We start from the raw sequence: 16,508 nt of genomic DNA on the forward strand, positions 1-16,508 counted from the left end.
CACCACCGAATCATCGGTGGCGCCGGAGGCTTTTTGCTGCTGCGAGGCTAACGCGCAAGCCTTGCTGTAACCAGCTCGCCCGATTCCGTCAGCACCTTGGTGGTGACGGCCACCCGGTTGCCGTCGATGGCGATATCGGCCGCCATCACCGCAGGCATCACCGTGACAGCTTTGCCATGGGAGAGCTTAGCCACCCCCTCGCCGAAGAGCTGCGTAACGTAGACCTGGTTGTTCTTATCCACCGCCACCCCGGTAGGTGCGCTCAAATGCGAGGCCACCAGCTGGGTCTTCTTCGACTCAAGATTCACGCGGTACACCTTGCCCATGGACAGCGACTCGCCCGGAACTCCCGGCAGCACCGTGTAATAGAGCCACTGGCCCTTGACGGTGATGTCGGTGGGCACTGGCTGGGCCCAGTAGGTCAGGCCCAGCATGCAGTCTGGGACGACCATTCCCATCTGCGCTGCCAGTTCCTGTACCGAAGCGGTGATCTTGATCGGCTCAGCTGGCAGGGCTTTGACCAATGAGACCTTGCCGTTTGCGGACACTTTGAGGATCACGTTGGCACCGGCATCGCCAACATAGACACTGGAACCGACAGGGGCGCTGGAGTATGGGTGAGAGAACTGCTCGCCGTGCGACTGAAGATAGGGTGCCTGGGCGAGACAGCTGTCTGCAGCATCCCGCACCCCGTAGACGGTTGAGCCATCCGCATTGGTGGCCGCCTCATACTTGGCCAGATCCGCAACGGTACTCACTTGGCCGGAAGGGGAAATCGACTTGAGGAATGCGGTGGCATTCGGGTCTGGCTGGCCTTCTTCGCCCATAGAATTTTCAAAGAAGTAGGTTGTGCCTCCGGCATAGGAGACACCGCCGATTTCCTTTCCTCCAGCCGAATACAGTGAGCTGCGTTCACCGGAGGCAGAGATTTTAGTGAGCTGACCCGCAAATGATTCTGCCACCAGCATGCTCGAATCAGCGCCGAAAGCTACCTTCAATGGTGTGGCTAGGCCTTCGGCGACTGTGGTGACGTGGGTGAATTCAGAGGAATCAGGCGAATTCTTGGATGCCGCCTGAGTGGGGACGGCGCCGAGCGCCGCCACCAAGACCGAAGCGGATGCGGCAGCAATGAGTGCACGAAACTTCATTGTCATGTCCTTGATGAGAGTGGAGTGCGCGTCAAAAACGTCGCGCAGGAGTATCACCAAGAGACCAAAAGCCGAGCAGAGATCACTGAGACTAGGTGCGAGTGAATGCGAGGTGGAAGGCGAGGGGCTGCCGGCTGAACCGATGGCCTGCGAGGTGACCATAACACCGCGGATGCGGTTCTCGAGAAGACCGCGGTGTGCAGGTGCTTCTCACCAACTGCCCGGCAAATATCGCGAGCAGTCGTAGCTTATCCCGAATGATTTCAGACAAGGCAACGCACAATGGAATTAGGTATCGCCGGCACTAAAGATAGGTAGCCTGGCGGCAGTTCCCCGGCCTAGACCCCCGCCGGCTGGTTACAGGTACTGGTCAAGCAACTGAACAATTTCGGTGAATCCACGGTCTTCGGCAAGCTCGCGCGGCGACGAGCCATTGCTGTCCGGAATGGTTGGATCCGCACCGGCCTCAAAGAGCAGCCTGATGGATTCGACCTGACGAGGACCGCCGTTATTGAGCACAATTGCTTCATGAATCGCCGTCCACCCCGGATTATTAATGTGGTCCAACGGGACGCCGGCGTCAATGAGAATTTTGATGGTCTCCACATGTCCATGCTCCCCGGCAGGAATCAATGCGGTACCTCCGTAGCGGTTGGTGTCATCGACATCAGCTCCCGCGGCGACGGTTGCCTTGAGGATCTCATTGAGGCCTTCGGCGCCGGCATAGAGGAAGGCGGAGTCCTCAATGTCGTCCTTGGCATTCACATCTGCTCCGGCCTCGATGAGGGCTAGGGCCAGCTCGGTGTCCTGCGCCTTGGTTGCTGCGAGAACCGGAGTCATTCCACGGGCGACTTCTACTTCCAGATCGGCACCGTCGGAGATCGCTGCTTTTGCCGCGTCGACATCGCCGTTGTTGACGGCTTTCACCAACGCATCGGTGGCGGCCTGTGCGTCAGGCGTGGCCGACGCGCTGGCGCTGGCAGCGGCAGTGCCTTGAGCTGCGCTGGGTGTAGGAGACTCGCTGGGCTCGGTGCTGTTTTGCGCGGGGGAGCAGCCGGTGAGCAGCGTGGCGCTCAACGCCGTTGTTGCGAGAAACATGGTCAGTCCGGGCTTCGTTGTTTTCATCAAGAGCACTCCTGTTTATCGGAAGGGGTTTCCACCTTCTAGGCTCTCAACTCGCTTCGACCGCTGGCATCGGCCAAATGGCTAGTCTCGATCGCCATGAGGCTGATGGCGATCTATCAGAGGGCGAAGCACCTCTAATTGTTCGCGGAGAACCGCCAGCGCCTCTTCACCCACCTGCTCCTTCCAGCGTGCTTCAATGGCAGCTTCAATCTCTCGGGCTGCCCTTTGGGCTCTGCGTCCCTGCTCAGTGATGGTGATCAGTTGCGCGCGGGCATCGTCGGGGTTGTCCGCCCGATGTACCAGTCCCGATGCTTCGAGCTGGCTGACGAGATATCCGGCACTTTGTTTGGTAATGCCGGCCGACGCGGCCAGGTCGGTTAAACGGCTGCCCTTCACGGCAATGCGCGCCGCGAGTCTGCCCTGGGACAAGGTGAAATCGAAGCCTTGCAAATGCAAGTTCTCGACTATCTGTTCTTCGAACGCGCGATGGGCGATGAATAGCAGGGTGCCCAATGAAAGTCGTTCGGCATTCTCTCTTGACATAGTAGTCAGAATAGCTGACTATTTAGTCAGAGTCACTGACTACTTTGGAGTGTGGGTCATGCATACCGGGGAAATGTGGGACATTATTGTCGAACAGCGCCAAGAACTTGAGGGGATCCTTCGTTCCTTGCCTCTGGAGCTGTGGGAGCATGAATCACTCTGCAAGGGGTGGAAGGTCAAGGATGTCGCTGCCCATGTCATCAGTGCTCCACAGCTGAACGCCGCCGCCATGGTTAAGGTCCTTCCCCTCCTGCTCGTCTACGGCTATAACGGGATGACGCTGCGCGATGGGCAGCGTCGTGGCAGCGTTGGCGCGGAAGCGATTCTGGTCCAATATCAACAGTTTGTTGCGGTCCGACGCGGTCCGGCGGTGGTGGGCGTCCTTGAAACATTAACCGACACACTGGTCCATACCCAGGACATTGTTCGACCATTGGGCATCAGGCATGACATGCCCCTGGCCGCGGCGGAACAGGTCGCTCAACGCTTGGAAAAGACCGGCGTGCTGCTGGGTTCTCGTAAGGTTCTGCGCACCGTACGCATGGAGGCCACCGATTGGGAATTCAGCTCGGGACATGGGCCTTTAGTTAGTGGTCCATTGGCTGAACTGGTGATGCTGCGCGCTGGACGGCAGCCTGAGTGGGGGAGTCTTCGGGGGCCCGGCGTGCAGATTGCCCGGCAGCTTTACGCGGGGCGTTAACCGCGGCAACCGCCGCCCGGGTGTTCTTGAGTGGTGGTTGGTATGAAATTTCATCCCAGCAATATCTTGTTGGGTGACAGCAGTCACACGTACCTTTATTTCTGGGATCCCGAATTGGGATCCCATTAATCAGGTGGTTGTGTTCGGCGGCGCGCGCATTGTCTAGACCAACACTCGCACCATCGTCTGAACGACAAAAGGACACCCCACTCATGACTACGCAAAACAGTGCAGCGACGGCCACCGAGGCCGATGCATCGCGCCCTGGCCGCGGGCGCGCCACGAGAACACGTTGGCACCTTTTTATCCTCCTGTTGATCCTGGTCACGGTCAATTATGTGGACCGCGGTTCAATCTCCGTGGCACTGCCGTTGATCCGCGAAGAGTTCAACATGCCTCCGGAACTGGTAGGGCTGCTGCTCTCCGCGTTCTTCTGGACCTACGCGTTGATGCAGGTGCCGGTTGGGTGGCTCATCGACAAATTCGGCCCGCGCAAAATGCTCACCGCCTCCTGTGTCGGCTGGGGCGCCGCCACCGCGGCGTCGGGTTTGGCCGGCGGATTCGTTTCGATGTTCATCGCCCGATTGGGAATCGGCGTCACCGAGGCTGGCGTTATGCCAGCCGGAGGCAAGCTGAACGCGCTGTGGATGCCAGCCAATGAGCGAGGCCGCGGTGCAACGATCCTCGACGCAGGTGCACCACTGGGTGCCGGCGTGGGCGGCATCGCCATCGCCGGGCTGATCGCTTCCACCGGCTCCTGGCGCTGGGCCTTCATCATCGCCGGCGCTGCAACGGTACTGCTCGGTGCGGCAGTGTGGTGGTTCGTCCGCGACAATCCCCGCAACCATCCAAAGGTCAACGACGCCGAGGCTGACTACATCGAGGCGGCACACCGTGCCGAGGACGCCGCCATCGACGGTGCAGAGGGCACCGGCAAGCTGCGCAACTACCTGAAGTACCGTTCCTTCTGGTCCATGTGCTTTGGCTGGTTTGGATTCAACGGAGTCTTCTACGGCCTGCTGACCTGGGGCCCGCTGTACCTCTCGGAAGCCAAGGGCTTCGACCTGAAGACTATCGGCTGGTCTACCTTCGTGATCTTCGGCGCTGGCTTCGTGGGCGAAATCCTCGGAGGCATGCTGGCCGACAAGCTGCAGGCCAAGGGCGTCGGCACCAACAAGGTCATGCGCTCCATGCTCGGCTTCTCCGCGCTGATGGTCACCCTGGGGCTGGTCGGCACGACCATCATCGCCGACCCGATCACCGCAGTGGTGCTGCTGTCCACCGTGCTGTTCTTCCTGCGTTGGGTAGGCCTGTTCTGGGCGGTTCCGGCCACCTTGGGCGGCCGCAAGAACGCCGGTGTGCTGGGCGGGGCAATGAACCTTTCGGGCAACATCGCAGGATTCTTGACCCCGATCATCGTAGGCCTGATTGTGGGCGCCACCGGCGGCTACACCTGGGCTCTGCTGTACTTCGTCGGCTCGGCAGTGATTATGGGGATCGCCGTCATCAGCCTCGACTACAGCAAGCGGCTGGCCATCTAAGAAAAACAACCAAGTAAGTAGGACAAAGGAAAGACCATGACCGTGGCGGATCTGAACAAGCCCCAACCCCTGCGTGAACAGGTGCGCGACACCATCCGGCAGCGCATCTTCGACGGCTACTACGTGCCGGGCACCCGGCTGATCGAACGTTCCCTGGCCGAAGAGTTCACCGTCTCACGCCTCCCGGTGCGTGAAGCGCTGCGCATGCTGCGTCAGGAAGGGCTGGTCATTGAAAAGGACCGCCGCGGTTCAATGGTTTCCTCCCTCACCGACAAGGACGTCCGCGACCTCTTCGATCTGCGCACAGCGCTGGAGGTGCTCGCCTGCAAGCTCGCCGCCGAACGCGCCAGCGACGAAGATCTTGAAAACCTGCACGAACTGTTGACGGCTGCCCGTTCCCAACTGGAAGCCGGACGACAGGGGACAGCGCAGCGGATCAACAGCGAATTCCATGACCGGGTCATCGACCTGGCGGACAACGAACAGCTCTCCCAGGTCCTCAAACCACTGACCGGCCGGCTGCATTGGATCTTTAGGCACGTCGATGATCTGGGGGAGCTGATCGACGAACACTTCGGCCTGCTGGCTGCCATCGCCAGCCGCGACCCGGAAGCGGCGGGCGCGGCCTCGGCCGAACACATCGCCAAATACCGGGCCCAGTTCCCGGATCTGCACGCACTCTACTCTCAGGACAAATCGTGAAACTGCTAGTGATCAACCCCAATATCTCCCAGGACGTCAGCGCCCTGATCGCCGCCGAGGCGCAGCGGAGCATGGCCCCGGGCACCGAGCTGGTCATGGCCACCGCCGCCAGCGGCATGGAGTATATTGAAACCCGCTTCGAATCCCTGCTCGCGGCCCCCGCGGTGGCCCAGGCGATGGCGCAGACCCCTGACGCCGACGCCGTGGTGGTCGCCGCCTTCGGAGATCCGGGACTGCCCGCGCTGAAGGAAATTTCAGGAGTCCCGGTCGTCGGGATCACCGAGGCTGCACTGGCCGCCGCGGCGCTGATGGGCAAACGCTTCTCCATCATCGCGATTTCAGACAGGATCACCGCCTGGTACCGCGACTGCGTTGAATACAACGGCTACCTGCCGCGCCTGGCCTCCATCCACCACCTGCGCGACAAGCTGAACTCCATCGGCTCGGTGGCCGAGGACTTCTCCGAAAAGCTGGTGGAGCTTGCCAACCAGGCCGTGCACGAGGACGGGGCCGATGTCATCATCCTGGCCGGAGCGCCGCTGGCAGGACTGGCCCGGGACGTGGCAGGATGCATCCCGGTCCCGGTGATCGACGGCATCGGTGCCGGGGTGCGCTTTGCCCAGTCGCTGGCCGCCATGGATACCGGATCCCACCGCGCAGGCTCGCACACCGCACCGCCGGTTAAACCGCGCAAGGGCCTGGAACCAGAGCTCGACGCATTAATTTCTTCCCGCCAGCACGCCACCACGGCGGCGGCCACCCCAGTCACAGGAGCACACTCATGAGCGCCGACCTGATCATCACCTCGGTACTGATCGCCAACGCAGACTCCCGCCGCACCGGCCACGTGGTCGTTGCCAATGGGGTGATCAGCCAGGTCCTCGATGCGGACCAGCCGGTTCCTCACGCCGCACGCATCATCGACGGCTCCGGAAAAATCTTGATCCCCGGCGGCGTGGACGGACACTGCCACATCGCCCAGGTCACCGGGGCCTGGCGCACCATGGACGACTACGCGGTGACCACCTTGGCGGCGCTGGCAGGCGGCACCACCACGGTGATGGACTTCGGCATCCCCGCCGATGCGGGCGAAACCCCGCTGGCCGCCGCCGAAGCGAAGCTGGCGATGATCGCCGAGGCCCGCTGCGATGTGGGACTGCATGCCTCGGTCGTCGACTGGGATGAGAGCACCGCAGGGCAGCTTGCGCAGCTGGCCGAGCGCGGCATCCGTTCGGTCAAGCTCTACACCACCAACCGGGGTTCCACCATGGCATCCATGGACACCATCGTGAAGGTGCTGCGCGAGATGGCCAGGCTCGACGGGCTAAGCTACGTGCACGCGGAGCACGACGCGCTGGTGGTCGACGCGACCGAGAGGCAGGCGGCCACCGGGCAGATCGGGATTGAGACCCTACCCGGCACCCGCCCCGAACTGGCAGAGGAGGCCAGCGTCCGAGAGGTGCTTGCGGTGGCCGAATACACCGGAGCCCCGGTCTATTTTGTGCACCAGTCAACCCCCGGCGCGGTAGACCTGGTCTCCGATGCCAAGGCCCGCGGCCTGCAGGCCTACTCGGAAACCTGCCCGCATTATGTGGCCCTGCACGACGGCGTCTACAACGGGCCGCTGCCCGAGTTCTACGCTTGCTGCCCGCCGATGCGCGACGAGAAGACCATGCTGGCGCTGCGTGCCAAGCTCAACGACGGCAGCATCGACACCATCGCCTCGGACCACTCCTGCTACGACCTGAACCAGAAGCGCGAACGCAGCGACGACCTGCGACTGATGCCGCACGGACTGCCCGGTGTGGAAACCCGCCTGCCGGTCACCTTCACGCATATGGTGGGGGAGAACCTAGAGGGTTTGGAGCGCTTTGTGGATGTCTTCTCCACCTCGGGCGCACGACTGAACGCGCTGGCAGGCAAGGGCAGCATCGCCGAAGGCTTCGATGCGGACCTGGTGCTCATCGACCCGGCGGCCGCCGACCTGGTGGACGAGGTTCCGCTGCACATGGGCACCGACTTCTCGCCATTCACCGGGCACAGGCTGCGCGGCTGGCCCCAGGTGGTCATCTCCGCCGGCCAGGTGGTGCGCGATGAGCAGGGGGTCCACGACCCCGGACCGGTGGGCCGATTCATCGAACAGCAGCCATTTAGCCAGAGCCTTTCCTGGCCCACCCTCGGGGCGGCCCGTCCCGTTGAAGCCCGCTAGCACCTAGGAGCACCCCTATGACTACCAACCCCGTAGTGAGTCACGCCCCCGGAGAGATCAGCGAAACCCGGCCGGTGCGGCTGGGCATGATCGTCCCCTCGTCCAATACCTGCCTTGAGCCGCAGAGCTACCGCATGCTGGCGGGCCGGGAGGATGTCACGATGCATTCGACCCGCATTCCGGTGACCCGCATTGCGCTGGACGGCGGCAGCGATAAGCAGTTTGAAACGCAGACCATGGCCGATGCCGCGGCGCTGCTCGCCAGCGCCGACACCGATGTCATTGCCTGGAACGGCACCAGCGGTTCATGGCTGGGCATCGAGCACGACCAGCAGATCGCCACGGTGATTACCGAGGCAACGGGCGTGCCCGCGACCACCAGCACGCTGGCCTATATGGAAGCCTTCAAACGCTTTGGGCTCAAGCACATCGCGCTACTGACGCCCTATACCCAGGACGTCAACGAACAGATTGCCGCCAGCTATGCAGACCAGGGAATTCAGATCGTCGGATCGCACCACTGGTCCCTGAGCGATAACGAATCCTTCGCCAGGGTCCGCGCCGAAGACCTGCTGGAGCCATCGCGCAGGCTCCTAGAAGAGAAGCCTGATGCATTGATCTACCTATGCACCAACCTCTATGGCGCCCCAGCGGTGGCCCAGCTGGAGGAAGAGTTCGGCATCCCGGTGCTCGATTCGGTGGCGGTCACGCTTTGGCATGCGCTGCTGCTGGCCCAGGCACAGCTGCTCGACACGTCCTGGGGAAAGCTGCTGAGCGCCAAGCAAAACGCATAAAACTAAGCCTTCCGGCCGGCATCCGAAGTTTCGGGTGCCGGCTTCTTTGCGTTAACCCCGGGGCATGGCCGCCGATGTGACCCACCTGAAAACTGGTGTGACCGAGCAGATAATGACAGTAACATGCGTTAAGGTTATGGTGAATATATGGCACGCAAACCACTGACTCACGAAGCACTGCTGGAGATGTCCCGCAGCTGCGCGGCCCTGCTCAACGAGGTAGGGGCCGAAGCTTCCACGACTGAGTTGGTGGCCGCCGCAGGCGTTTCGGAACGCACCTTCTTCAGGTACTTTCCAATGAAGGCCGACTGCCTGCGCCCGATCATGGAAGACGGCTACCATCGCTTCGTCGCAGCCGTCGAGCGCCAATGCGTAGAAGGGTCCTCGGCAGATCTTCTGGAGATCGTGCGCACCGCGTTCATCAGCTCATACGGTGTCGGTGAAGAAGGGCTAGACCGGCGGTTCTTGGAACTCATCACGGTTGCCGAAATTTACCGCCGTTTGTGGCTTGCCATCAATGAAGAAACCATGCAGGCACTATATGCACCAATGTCCCAGGTGCTGAACCTGCCAACAGACCACATCGACGTGCGCCTTGCCGCCGATGCAGCGACCCGGCTGGCAGTTGAGTCAATCCGCCTGATGGCATTGCACTCGCTGAGCGCCGAACAGGCCGCAACCCAAGTGGCCGACGCGCTGCGCCGGCATCCATTGATGCGTCCTGTAGCGCATCGTTAGATTCAAGGAGAAGATCATGGAACTGAACAACAAGGTCATCATCGTCACTGGCGGCGCCCGCGGTCTGGGTGAAGCGTTCTCCCGCGGCATCGTCAAGGCCGGTGGCAAGGTAGTCATCGCCGACCTGCTCGACGCTGAAGGCAGTGAAGTTGCCGCAGACCTAGGTGAGAATGCACTGTTCCTGCACCTGGACGTCACCGATGAAAAGAACTGGGAAAGCGTCGTCGCCACCGCCGAGCAGCACTTCGGCCGCATCGACGGACTTGTCAACAACGCAGGAATCAGCGCCTCGGGAACCCCTGTCGCCGACGAGCCGCTGGACACCTTCCGCAAGATCATCGACATCAACCTCATCTCGGTGCACACCGGTATGCACTTCACCGCCCCGGCGCTGCGCCGCGCCGGTGGAGGATCGATCGTCAACATTTCCTCGGCAGCAGGACTGATCGGCCTCGCACTGACTAGCGGCTATGGAGCAGCCAAGTGGGGCGTGCGCGGCCTGTCCAAGGTTGCAGCCGTAGAACTTGGCCGCGAGAAGATCCGCGTCAACTCCGTACACCCAGGCATGGTGCTCACCCCAATGACAGCAGTCACTGGCATCGTGGCAGACGAAGGCGCCTTCCCTAACAACCCATTCCAGCGCGTAGGTAAGCCTGAAGAACTGGTAGGCGCCGTGCTCTATCTACTTTCCGACGCAGCCAGCTACACCACCGGCGCAGAAATCGCAGTGGACGGCGGCTGGACCGCAGGCCCATCCATCGAATACGTCATGGGCCAGTAGCCGACGTACCGAGTACAACGAAGCCCTTGGCGGTTTCCCCATCATGGAGGAACCGCCAAGGGCTTTTGTCGTCGCCGAGCATCCTCGCACCGCTTCTCCGCCTAAAGGAAGTTGTCGAGGACTTCAACCAGCCGAAGATGCCCGTGTGACAGTGCCAGCTCCCGTGGGGTGCGGCCTACTCCGTCGGCAAGACGAGGGTCTGCCCCACGCTCCAGCAAGAGCTGCACCGTGTGCACATAGCGCTCGCCGCCATCGCCGAGGATGATGGCTTCGATCAGCGCCGTCCAGTGGAGCTTGTTGATGTGGTTGACCTCAAGACCGGCATCAAGCAGTCGCTGTACGGTATCCACGAGACCACGCTCGCTGGCTGGTATGAGGGCGGTGCCGCCGTAGCGGTTGGTGCTGTAGATATCGGCACCAGCCTGCAGCGCAGCATCGAGAATTTTTTTCATTCCGCGAGCCCCTGCATAGAGGTACGTGGAATCTTCGATGTGGTCTTTGGCGTTGACATCTGCGCCAGCGTTGATCAGTTCAAGTGCGATATCGGTGTGGCTGGCTTTGGTCGCAGCCAGTACCGGGGTCATGCCCTGGCTGTTGCGCGACTCAAGATCGGCGCCGTCGGCAATGGCGCTTTTCAGTGCGGAGAGGTCATTCGAGCGCACCGCTGACCAGAGGTGCTTCGTTGCCTGACTGTTCATCGCCGGACTCCGTTTCTCTTCAGTAAATCTAGTTCGAATGGTATACCATTATTGGGTATTTGTATTGGATGCGCAACGAAAGGCTGAGCCGCTTTTATGAAGCAGAACACTGAGAATCGGAACTTCTTCAGGGCTGCCTTCTCGTCGGTGATCACCAGCAAAGACTTTCGTTTTGCCTGGTTCTCCAACGTATTCTTCTTCAGCGGTTTGTGGACCCAAACCCTGGTGCTTGGCTGGATAGCATTCGAGATGACAGGCTCTGAGTTCCTTGTGGCGCTCTTTACCGCCGCTCGATTGGCGCCCATGATTCTGGGGCCCATCGCCGGTGCCTTCGCCGACCGACTGAATAAGGTCCACCTGCTGATGGCTGCCTGCGGGTGGGCTGCTGTGGCAATTTCGGTGGTTGCGGTGTTGGCGGGCACCGGCATGCTTGAGTACTGGGGTCTGGTGGTTGCTGGGCTTGCCATCGGCATGGCGCAATCTCCCTCTCAACCTGCGCGCGGTGCACTCGTTGCGGAGTTGGTACCCGCCCGCGAGTTATCAAATGCCAATGCGCTCAACGCGTTGGCACTAAACATGACTCAGGTGGTTGGCCCGGGCATCGGCGGCATCATGATCGCCACGCTCGGAGCACCCGCGGCATTGTGGGTTTCCACCAGCTGGTATGTACTTTCACTGCTCATGCTGCTTCCGCTGCGCAAACATCAGAATCTAAGCTCGGGACAAGAACACGGCTCGATGCTCAGGCTCATGGTGGAAGGGCTGAAACTTGTTGGCCGCAACCGTCTTGCCGTCGGCGTTTTGCTGGTGACCTTCAGCGCCAATGCCCTGCTGTGGCCGGTATATCAAAGCTTTATGCCGATTTTTGCGGAGCAGCGCCTGCATTTGGATGCGGCTGGGCTTGGAGCCCTGCTCATGGCCGCCGGCATTGGCGGATTGCTTGGCTCGATTGCCATCGCTTCCCTTGGCGACTTCAAATTCAAGGGCGCATTGTTTGTCTATGGAACCATGGTGTGGGCCGCGCTCTGGGCGGTCTTTGCCTTCCTGACCAATGTGCCCGCGGCATTCATCATCCTGTGCCTGGTTGGCTTTTCCTCCGCCGCCTTCGGTGTATTGCAGACCACGCTGTTGTTAATCGTCACCCCACCAGAACTGCACGGCCGAGTCATGGGAATCCAGGAACTTGCCATTGGAATCATGCCCATCGCCACCTTGCTGCTGGGACTCGCCGCCGAAAGCATCGGCGTTGCCCTGACCACCTTCATCGCCGCTGTGCTCTTGATATTGGTGCTGGGACTGCTGGTCATGCTGATCCCTGCTGTCACGAAGATTGGGAGGGAGACCAGCGGCGAACTGGTCGAAACCAAGATTGTCAGTCCTTAGGAGTACCGGAGCTTATTCGCGACCGGTCATCTTAAGGTTCTTCCCCTGGGCATCCATCACGAAAAACGCTTGATGGTAGTCGTCTTCAAGGGTGAAGCGAACTACCACCGGGCCGTAGGACCGGATGAAATCCGGTGAATGAACGTCGTTGATGGTGGAGCGCTCGACGGAAACCATCAGATCGTCCGTCACTGGAATTTTTGACTGTTCGCTCCCTTTTTCAATCGCAGGCCAGATGCTGTCCCAGGCAACCTCGTCCATGGAAAACTGTTCGCGCGCAGATTCCGGCTGGATAGTCGCAGGTCCGCGGTGTTCGGCGTAGGCCTTGGAAAACCACCAATCGTCGGTTTCCTGGCCTCCGGCGGTGACTGGCATGGAGGCCATCACCCGATCGTTGCCAATGTAGATGTCCACCGCGTTGCGGTGCCCGGCCCGACGTTCCAGTTCGTCGACGACATACTTCATCTGACCTTCGGTGCGCAGATCTGCGGTCAACCGTTGCTGGCTCAGTGCTGCATAGCCGGAAAGCACGCGATCTTGGAACGGCAGGAGCATGAGCGCGGCACCGATGAGCAGTGCGCTGGCATAGGCCAGGAAACGCAGTGGCCGCCCCCGCCGGCCGGTGCCCAAAAGCGGTGTGTAGAGCTTGCCCTGTTTGTTGACCTTCGCCGGAATCAAGGTGAGCGGTGCAGCAGGAGGCATCACAGTTGGAACCGAAATATGGTGCGGAGGATTCACCGACGGCGCACCGGTGAAATACACATGGGTGTCGTCCTTGCCGAAGAATGCCACCTCGTGCAGTTCGCCCGGTTGATAACGACCTAGGTGCGTCAGCGGAACGATCATCTTGATCTGGCCAAGGAACGCCTGGCCGTGCGGAGGCTGAACTGCAATGACAATATTGCACACCGGTTCGTCGTTGATCTTGGTGCCGGTCTGGCTCAGCGACTGCACGATCGCATGCCCGATCCTGCCCTGAGAACGCGCCGCGTCCAAGGCCTCGGCGGGAACTACTGCTCCGGCGGTCATCGCTTTGCCGATGGCGATGAATGCCGCGCTGAAGATGGAAATGTTCAGCCCGAGCCCCAATCCCCAGCCAAGCCCACTGTCAACGCCCAGATAGTAGAGGAAGATTCCTGCAAGGACGACGCCAAGCCCGGCAAAGAACATCATGCGCAACATAGTCCACAGCCTACTGAAAGCAGCACGTGGAAGTGCAATTCAAGGGAACCATAGGAGGTCAGCGGACGCAGGGAAACCCGGGCCTGCGGTGTGGAGCTTGTCACGAGTCGATCAGCCAGAGGGCGTTCTGCATAGCCAGACCATATACTGGAGGGCGTGAGTAAAGCCGGGCAGAACACGCAAGAGCAGGCATCGGGCCTCGTACTAGTCGATAAAGATCAGGGTATGACCTCCCACGACGTGGTCGGCCGCATCCGCCGCCTCGCGGGCACCCGCAAGGTGGGCCACGCCGGCACCTTGGATCCCATGGCCACCGGCGTGCTCGTCGTAGGCATCAATAAGGCGACCCGGTTGCTCACCTATATCGTGGGCCACGACAAAACCTACACCGCCACCATCCGTCTGGGGCAGAACACCGTCACCGACGACGCCGAGGGTGAGATCATCTCCGAGCGCATCGCCGCCGCGGTCAACGACGAAGACATCGAAGCCGAGGTGGCCAAGCTGCGTGGAGACATCCTGCAGGTGCCGAGCCAGGTTTCGGCCATCAAGGTCGACGGAAAACGCTCCTATGCACGCGTGCGGGCCGGCGAACAGGTGGAGCTTAAATCCCGCCCGGTGACCATCTCCCGCTTCGACATCCACGAGATCCGCCGCGAAAACGGCGGCAAGATCCTCGACGTCGACGTGACGGTGTCCTGCAGTTCGGGCACCTACATCCGCGCTCTGGCCCGCGACCTGGGCGAGGCGCTGAATGTCGGCGGACACCTCACCGCGCTGCGCCGCACCGAGGTAGGCCCGTACAAGATCGAGCAGACCCGCACCCTTGAGCAGCTAGCCGAAGAGTTCGAGATTCTTCCCATTGAGAAGGCCGCCGCGGCGCTGTTTCCGAACCGGACCGTCAGCGTCGACGAGGCAGTAGAGCTGTCCTATGGGCGCCCGATTCCCGCCTCCTCCAAGATCCTGGACATTCCTGAAAACACCCCGGTGGCGGCGTTCGCACCCAATGGTGTCTTGGTGGCACTGCTGGAAGACAAGGGAGACAAGGCCCGCGCTGCCCTGGTCTTCACGGCCAAATAGTTTCGAAGGGACATTCTTGGTGATTGCCTTCAACGGCTTCTTCATTGCCGGAGCGATCGTCTGCGCCGTCGCATTCATCGTTGCGGTCATCGCCACGATCATCCGCAAGTACCCCGATGACTGGGCGCTGATCGGCGCGGTGGCCACTGAGCTATTTTTGATCGTCTACGGCATCGCCGCAGCCATCCGCCAGGGCGGGGGAGAGAGCGTGGCCGGGGATCCCATTGAATTTTGGGGCTACCTGATCACCGCGCTGATCATGCCCCCGGTCGCGTTCTTCTGGGCTATCAGCGAGAAAAGCCGCTGGTCGAATGCGGTATTGGCGGCATCGGCCGCAGTGACGTTTGTAATGCTGTTCCGCATGGAACAAATCTGGCAGTAGGAGCCGATTCATGAGTGAAAAGCCCCGCAACTCGCGCATTGTGCAGGCAGCGGAAGCCAAGAACGCGGCGAACGGCCCCAAGCCAAGCCGCACCACAGGACTTGGCCGAGTCATTATTACCGTTTACGGCATCCTGGCCCTGGCAGCCACGGTGCGCGGTGTCTACCAGATCCTGACCAAATTCGACGAGGCCCCGGTGGCCTACATCCTGTCGGTGATTTCCGGTCTGATCTACGTGGTGGCAACCATTTCCCTCGCTTCCGCAAAGCGCGGCGCCTGGCTGGTTTCACTGTGGGCTGTCAGCATCGAACTGGTGGGAGTCTTGGTGGTGGGCACCCTGTCCATCACCCATCCGGAAGTGTTTGCCCATCCGTCGGTGTGGAGCGGCTACGGCAAGGGATACGGATACATCCCTCTGGTGCTTCCGATTGTCGGACTGTGGTGGCTTTACCGTAACCGTAACGAGCGCCACGCCTAAAGACGTGCGAGAATTGCTACGGCGGGTTCGCTGATCCGCCGAAGCAAGAACCTTATAAGGAGCAAAGTGCACTATTGGAAGGGCCTGGACGCAGTCCCCACAGATATGGCTCCCACCGTTGTGACCATTGGAAACTTCGACGGAGTCCATCTGGGACACTGCGAAGTTTTGGATTCAGTGGTTGCGCAGGCGAAAGCACGTTCGGCGAAATCCGTCGCAATAACCTTTGATCCCCACCCGGCATTCGTGCACCGTCCGCAGAGCGCACCGCAGCTGATCATGGGTGTTGCGGACCGCATTGAAACGCTGGCCAAGGTCGGCTTGGATGCTGTGCTGATGATCCGCTATACCCTTGAGTTCGCAGATCAAAGCCCCGAAGAATTCGTGAAATCGGTCTTCGTCGACGCATTGAATGCCGCAGCTGTCGTAGTTGGCCACGACGTGCGCTTTGGACGCAACAATTCCGGGGACTTCGAGCTCATGCAGGAACTCGGCGTTAAATACGGCTTCGAGGTCATCGGCGTGGCAGACGTGGGGGACAAGCGCAGGCTGTCATCCACCTGGGTCCGCGAAGAACTTGCCGAAGGCGATGTCGCCGCCGCCGCCGCGATTCTCGGCAGGCCGCACCGTGTGCGCGGCGAAGTCGTTCACGGCGCCGCCCGTGGACGCGAACTCGGCTTCCCCACCGCAAATCTTTCCCCCGACTCATCGGGGATCATCCCGGCCGACGGCGTCTACGCAGGCTGGCTGATCGATGAGGCAGAAGTTCGCTGGCCGGCGGCGATTTCGGTGGGATCCAATCCAACCTTTGAGGGTGTCTCCCGCGTCGTCGAGGCGCACGTGATCGACCGCCCGGAGGAAGGGGTGGAAGATTTCGATCTCTATGGCCAGCAGATCGTGGTTGAGTTCATTTCTCATTTGCGTCCCATGGTTGCCTACCGCGGCATTGAAGCGTTGATCGAGCAGATGGCCACTGACGTCTCCCAGGCCCGTGCAGTGTTGGCCGCCGAGCGGCACTAGGTTC

18 protein-coding genes are annotated in these 16,508 nt (G+C 61.0%); 13 read left to right on the forward strand and 5 right to left on the reverse strand.

Annotated features, from left to right (window positions below):
- Positions 1 to 47 precede the first annotated feature (47 nt).
- The 3 genes from RUH64_RS04460 to RUH64_RS04470 form a co-directional block, all read right to left on the reverse strand.
- On the reverse strand, positions 48 to 1,148 hold the full coding sequence (locus RUH64_RS04460; protein ID WP_313811621.1) for a ScyD/ScyE family protein: 1,101 nt from the start codon (positions 1,146 to 1,148) through the stop codon (positions 48 to 50).
- Between the two features lie 357 nt (positions 1,149 to 1,505).
- The gene (locus RUH64_RS04465; RefSeq protein ID WP_313811623.1) at positions 1,506 to 2,273 is read right to left on the reverse strand and encodes an ankyrin repeat domain-containing protein; all 768 of its coding nucleotides are present in this window, start codon (positions 2,271 to 2,273) and stop codon (positions 1,506 to 1,508) included.
- 81 nt (positions 2,274 to 2,354) lie between these two features.
- Positions 2,355 to 2,816, reverse strand: coding sequence for a MarR family transcriptional regulator (locus RUH64_RS04470; protein ID WP_313811625.1), 462 nt, complete (start codon positions 2,814 to 2,816; stop codon positions 2,355 to 2,357).
- A gap of 58 nt (positions 2,817 to 2,874) precedes the next feature.
- On the opposite strand from RUH64_RS04470, the gene RUH64_RS04475 reads away from it, so the two are divergent.
- The 8 genes from RUH64_RS04475 (at position 2,875) to RUH64_RS04510 (ending at position 10,281) form a co-directional block, all read left to right on the forward strand.
- Positions 2,875 to 3,516 carry a maleylpyruvate isomerase family mycothiol-dependent enzyme gene (locus tag RUH64_RS04475; protein WP_313811629.1) on the forward strand — a complete coding sequence of 214 codons (642 nt, stop codon included), beginning with the start codon at positions 2,875 to 2,877 and terminating at the stop codon, positions 3,514 to 3,516.
- A gap of 212 nt (positions 3,517 to 3,728) precedes the next feature.
- Positions 3,729 to 5,057: an MFS transporter gene (locus tag RUH64_RS04480; protein ID WP_313811630.1), complete on the forward strand. Its 1,329-nt coding sequence runs from the start codon at positions 3,729 to 3,731 to the stop codon at positions 5,055 to 5,057.
- A gap of 36 nt (positions 5,058 to 5,093) precedes the next feature.
- The gene (locus RUH64_RS04485) at positions 5,094 to 5,759 is read left to right on the forward strand and encodes a GntR family transcriptional regulator (RefSeq protein ID WP_313811631.1); all 666 of its coding nucleotides are present in this window, start codon (positions 5,094 to 5,096) and stop codon (positions 5,757 to 5,759) included.
- Positions 5,756 to 6,544, forward strand: coding sequence for an aspartate/glutamate racemase family protein (locus tag RUH64_RS04490; protein WP_313811633.1), 789 nt, complete (start codon positions 5,756 to 5,758; stop codon positions 6,542 to 6,544). Before RUH64_RS04485 ends, RUH64_RS04490 begins: the two co-directional genes overlap by 4 nt.
- Complete coding sequence (locus RUH64_RS04495) at positions 6,541 to 7,968, forward strand: amidohydrolase family protein (protein WP_313811635.1); 1,428 nt, start codon at positions 6,541 to 6,543, stop codon at positions 7,966 to 7,968. The genes RUH64_RS04490 and RUH64_RS04495 overlap by 4 nt, the downstream gene beginning before the upstream one ends.
- A gap of 17 nt (positions 7,969 to 7,985) precedes the next feature.
- Complete coding sequence (locus tag RUH64_RS04500) at positions 7,986 to 8,762, forward strand: aspartate/glutamate racemase family protein (protein WP_313811637.1); 777 nt, start codon at positions 7,986 to 7,988, stop codon at positions 8,760 to 8,762.
- Between the two features lie 147 nt (positions 8,763 to 8,909).
- Entirely contained in the window at positions 8,910 to 9,500 is a 591-nt protein-coding gene (locus RUH64_RS04505) for a TetR family transcriptional regulator (protein WP_313811638.1), read from the forward strand.
- Between the two features lie 16 nt (positions 9,501 to 9,516).
- Positions 9,517 to 10,281 (forward strand): glucose 1-dehydrogenase, encoded by a 765-nt coding sequence (locus RUH64_RS04510; protein ID WP_313811640.1) that lies wholly within the window; start codon positions 9,517 to 9,519, stop codon positions 10,279 to 10,281.
- A gap of 101 nt (positions 10,282 to 10,382) precedes the next feature.
- Here RUH64_RS04510 and RUH64_RS04515 read toward each other — a convergent pair whose 3' ends face one another.
- Positions 10,383 to 10,979 carry an ankyrin repeat domain-containing protein gene (locus RUH64_RS04515; protein ID WP_313811641.1) on the reverse strand — a complete coding sequence of 199 codons (597 nt, stop codon included), beginning with the start codon at positions 10,977 to 10,979 and terminating at the stop codon, positions 10,383 to 10,385.
- Between the two features lie 96 nt (positions 10,980 to 11,075).
- On the opposite strand from RUH64_RS04515, the gene RUH64_RS04520 reads away from it, so the two are divergent.
- Positions 11,076 to 12,362, forward strand: coding sequence for an MFS transporter (locus RUH64_RS04520; RefSeq protein WP_313811642.1), 1,287 nt, complete (start codon positions 11,076 to 11,078; stop codon positions 12,360 to 12,362).
- A 12-nt stretch (positions 12,363 to 12,374) separates the two neighbouring features.
- Here RUH64_RS04520 and RUH64_RS04525 read toward each other — a convergent pair whose 3' ends face one another.
- Entirely contained in the window at positions 12,375 to 13,544 is a 1,170-nt protein-coding gene (locus tag RUH64_RS04525) for a hypothetical protein (protein ID WP_313811644.1), read from the reverse strand.
- 156 nt (positions 13,545 to 13,700) lie between these two features.
- Between RUH64_RS04525 and truB the strand changes: the two genes are divergently transcribed.
- The 4 genes from truB (at position 13,701) to RUH64_RS04545 (ending at position 16,504) form a co-directional block, all read left to right on the forward strand.
- A complete protein-coding gene (gene truB, locus RUH64_RS04530; protein ID WP_313811646.1) occupies positions 13,701 to 14,624 on the forward strand; it encodes a tRNA pseudouridine(55) synthase TruB in 924 nt (307 codons plus the stop codon).
- Positions 14,625 to 14,643: 19 nt separating this feature from the next.
- Positions 14,644 to 15,006 carry a hypothetical protein gene (locus tag RUH64_RS04535; RefSeq protein WP_313811648.1) on the forward strand — a complete coding sequence of 121 codons (363 nt, stop codon included), beginning with the start codon at positions 14,644 to 14,646 and terminating at the stop codon, positions 15,004 to 15,006.
- A 10-nt stretch (positions 15,007 to 15,016) separates the two neighbouring features.
- The gene (locus RUH64_RS04540; RefSeq protein ID WP_313811649.1) at positions 15,017 to 15,484 is read left to right on the forward strand and encodes a hypothetical protein; all 468 of its coding nucleotides are present in this window, start codon (positions 15,017 to 15,019) and stop codon (positions 15,482 to 15,484) included.
- 66 nt (positions 15,485 to 15,550) lie between these two features.
- On the forward strand, positions 15,551 to 16,504 hold the full coding sequence (locus RUH64_RS04545; RefSeq protein WP_313811650.1) for a bifunctional riboflavin kinase/FAD synthetase: 954 nt from the start codon (positions 15,551 to 15,553) through the stop codon (positions 16,502 to 16,504).
- The last annotated feature ends 4 nt before the right edge of the window (positions 16,505 to 16,508 follow it).

The organism is Glutamicibacter sp., from assembly GCF_032154645.1.
In the GTDB taxonomy this organism is placed as follows: domain Bacteria; phylum Actinomycetota; class Actinomycetes; order Actinomycetales; family Micrococcaceae; genus Glutamicibacter.

What these genes read in the sequence shown, in the direction of transcription:
- RUH64_RS04460 (WP_313811621.1), bottom strand. Translation starts at nt 1,148, where the DNA reads ATGAAGTTTCGTGCACTCATTGCTGCCGCATCCGCTTCGGTCTTGGTG.
- RUH64_RS04465 (WP_313811623.1), bottom strand. Translation starts at nt 2,273, where the DNA reads ATGAAAACAACGAAGCCCGGACTGACCATGTTTCTCGCAACAACGGCG.
- RUH64_RS04470 (WP_313811625.1), bottom strand. Translation starts at nt 2,816, where the DNA reads ATGTCAAGAGAGAATGCCGAACGACTTTCATTGGGCACCCTGCTATTC.
- RUH64_RS04475 (WP_313811629.1), top strand. Translation starts at nt 2,875, where the DNA reads ATGCATACCGGGGAAATGTGGGACATTATTGTCGAACAGCGCCAAGAA.
- RUH64_RS04480 (WP_313811630.1), top strand. Translation starts at nt 3,729, where the DNA reads ATGACTACGCAAAACAGTGCAGCGACGGCCACCGAGGCCGATGCATCG.
- RUH64_RS04485 (WP_313811631.1), top strand. Translation starts at nt 5,094, where the DNA reads ATGACCGTGGCGGATCTGAACAAGCCCCAACCCCTGCGTGAACAGGTG.
- RUH64_RS04495 (WP_313811635.1), top strand. Translation starts at nt 6,541, where the DNA reads ATGAGCGCCGACCTGATCATCACCTCGGTACTGATCGCCAACGCAGAC.
- RUH64_RS04500 (WP_313811637.1), top strand. Translation starts at nt 7,986, where the DNA reads ATGACTACCAACCCCGTAGTGAGTCACGCCCCCGGAGAGATCAGCGAA.
- RUH64_RS04505 (WP_313811638.1), top strand. Translation starts at nt 8,910, where the DNA reads ATGGCACGCAAACCACTGACTCACGAAGCACTGCTGGAGATGTCCCGC.
- RUH64_RS04510 (WP_313811640.1), top strand. Translation starts at nt 9,517, where the DNA reads ATGGAACTGAACAACAAGGTCATCATCGTCACTGGCGGCGCCCGCGGT.
- RUH64_RS04515 (WP_313811641.1), bottom strand. Translation starts at nt 10,979, where the DNA reads ATGAACAGTCAGGCAACGAAGCACCTCTGGTCAGCGGTGCGCTCGAAT.
- RUH64_RS04520 (WP_313811642.1), top strand. Translation starts at nt 11,076, where the DNA reads ATGAAGCAGAACACTGAGAATCGGAACTTCTTCAGGGCTGCCTTCTCG.
- RUH64_RS04525 (WP_313811644.1), bottom strand. Translation starts at nt 13,544, where the DNA reads ATGTTGCGCATGATGTTCTTTGCCGGGCTTGGCGTCGTCCTTGCAGGA.
- RUH64_RS04540 (WP_313811649.1), top strand. Translation starts at nt 15,017, where the DNA reads ATGAGTGAAAAGCCCCGCAACTCGCGCATTGTGCAGGCAGCGGAAGCC.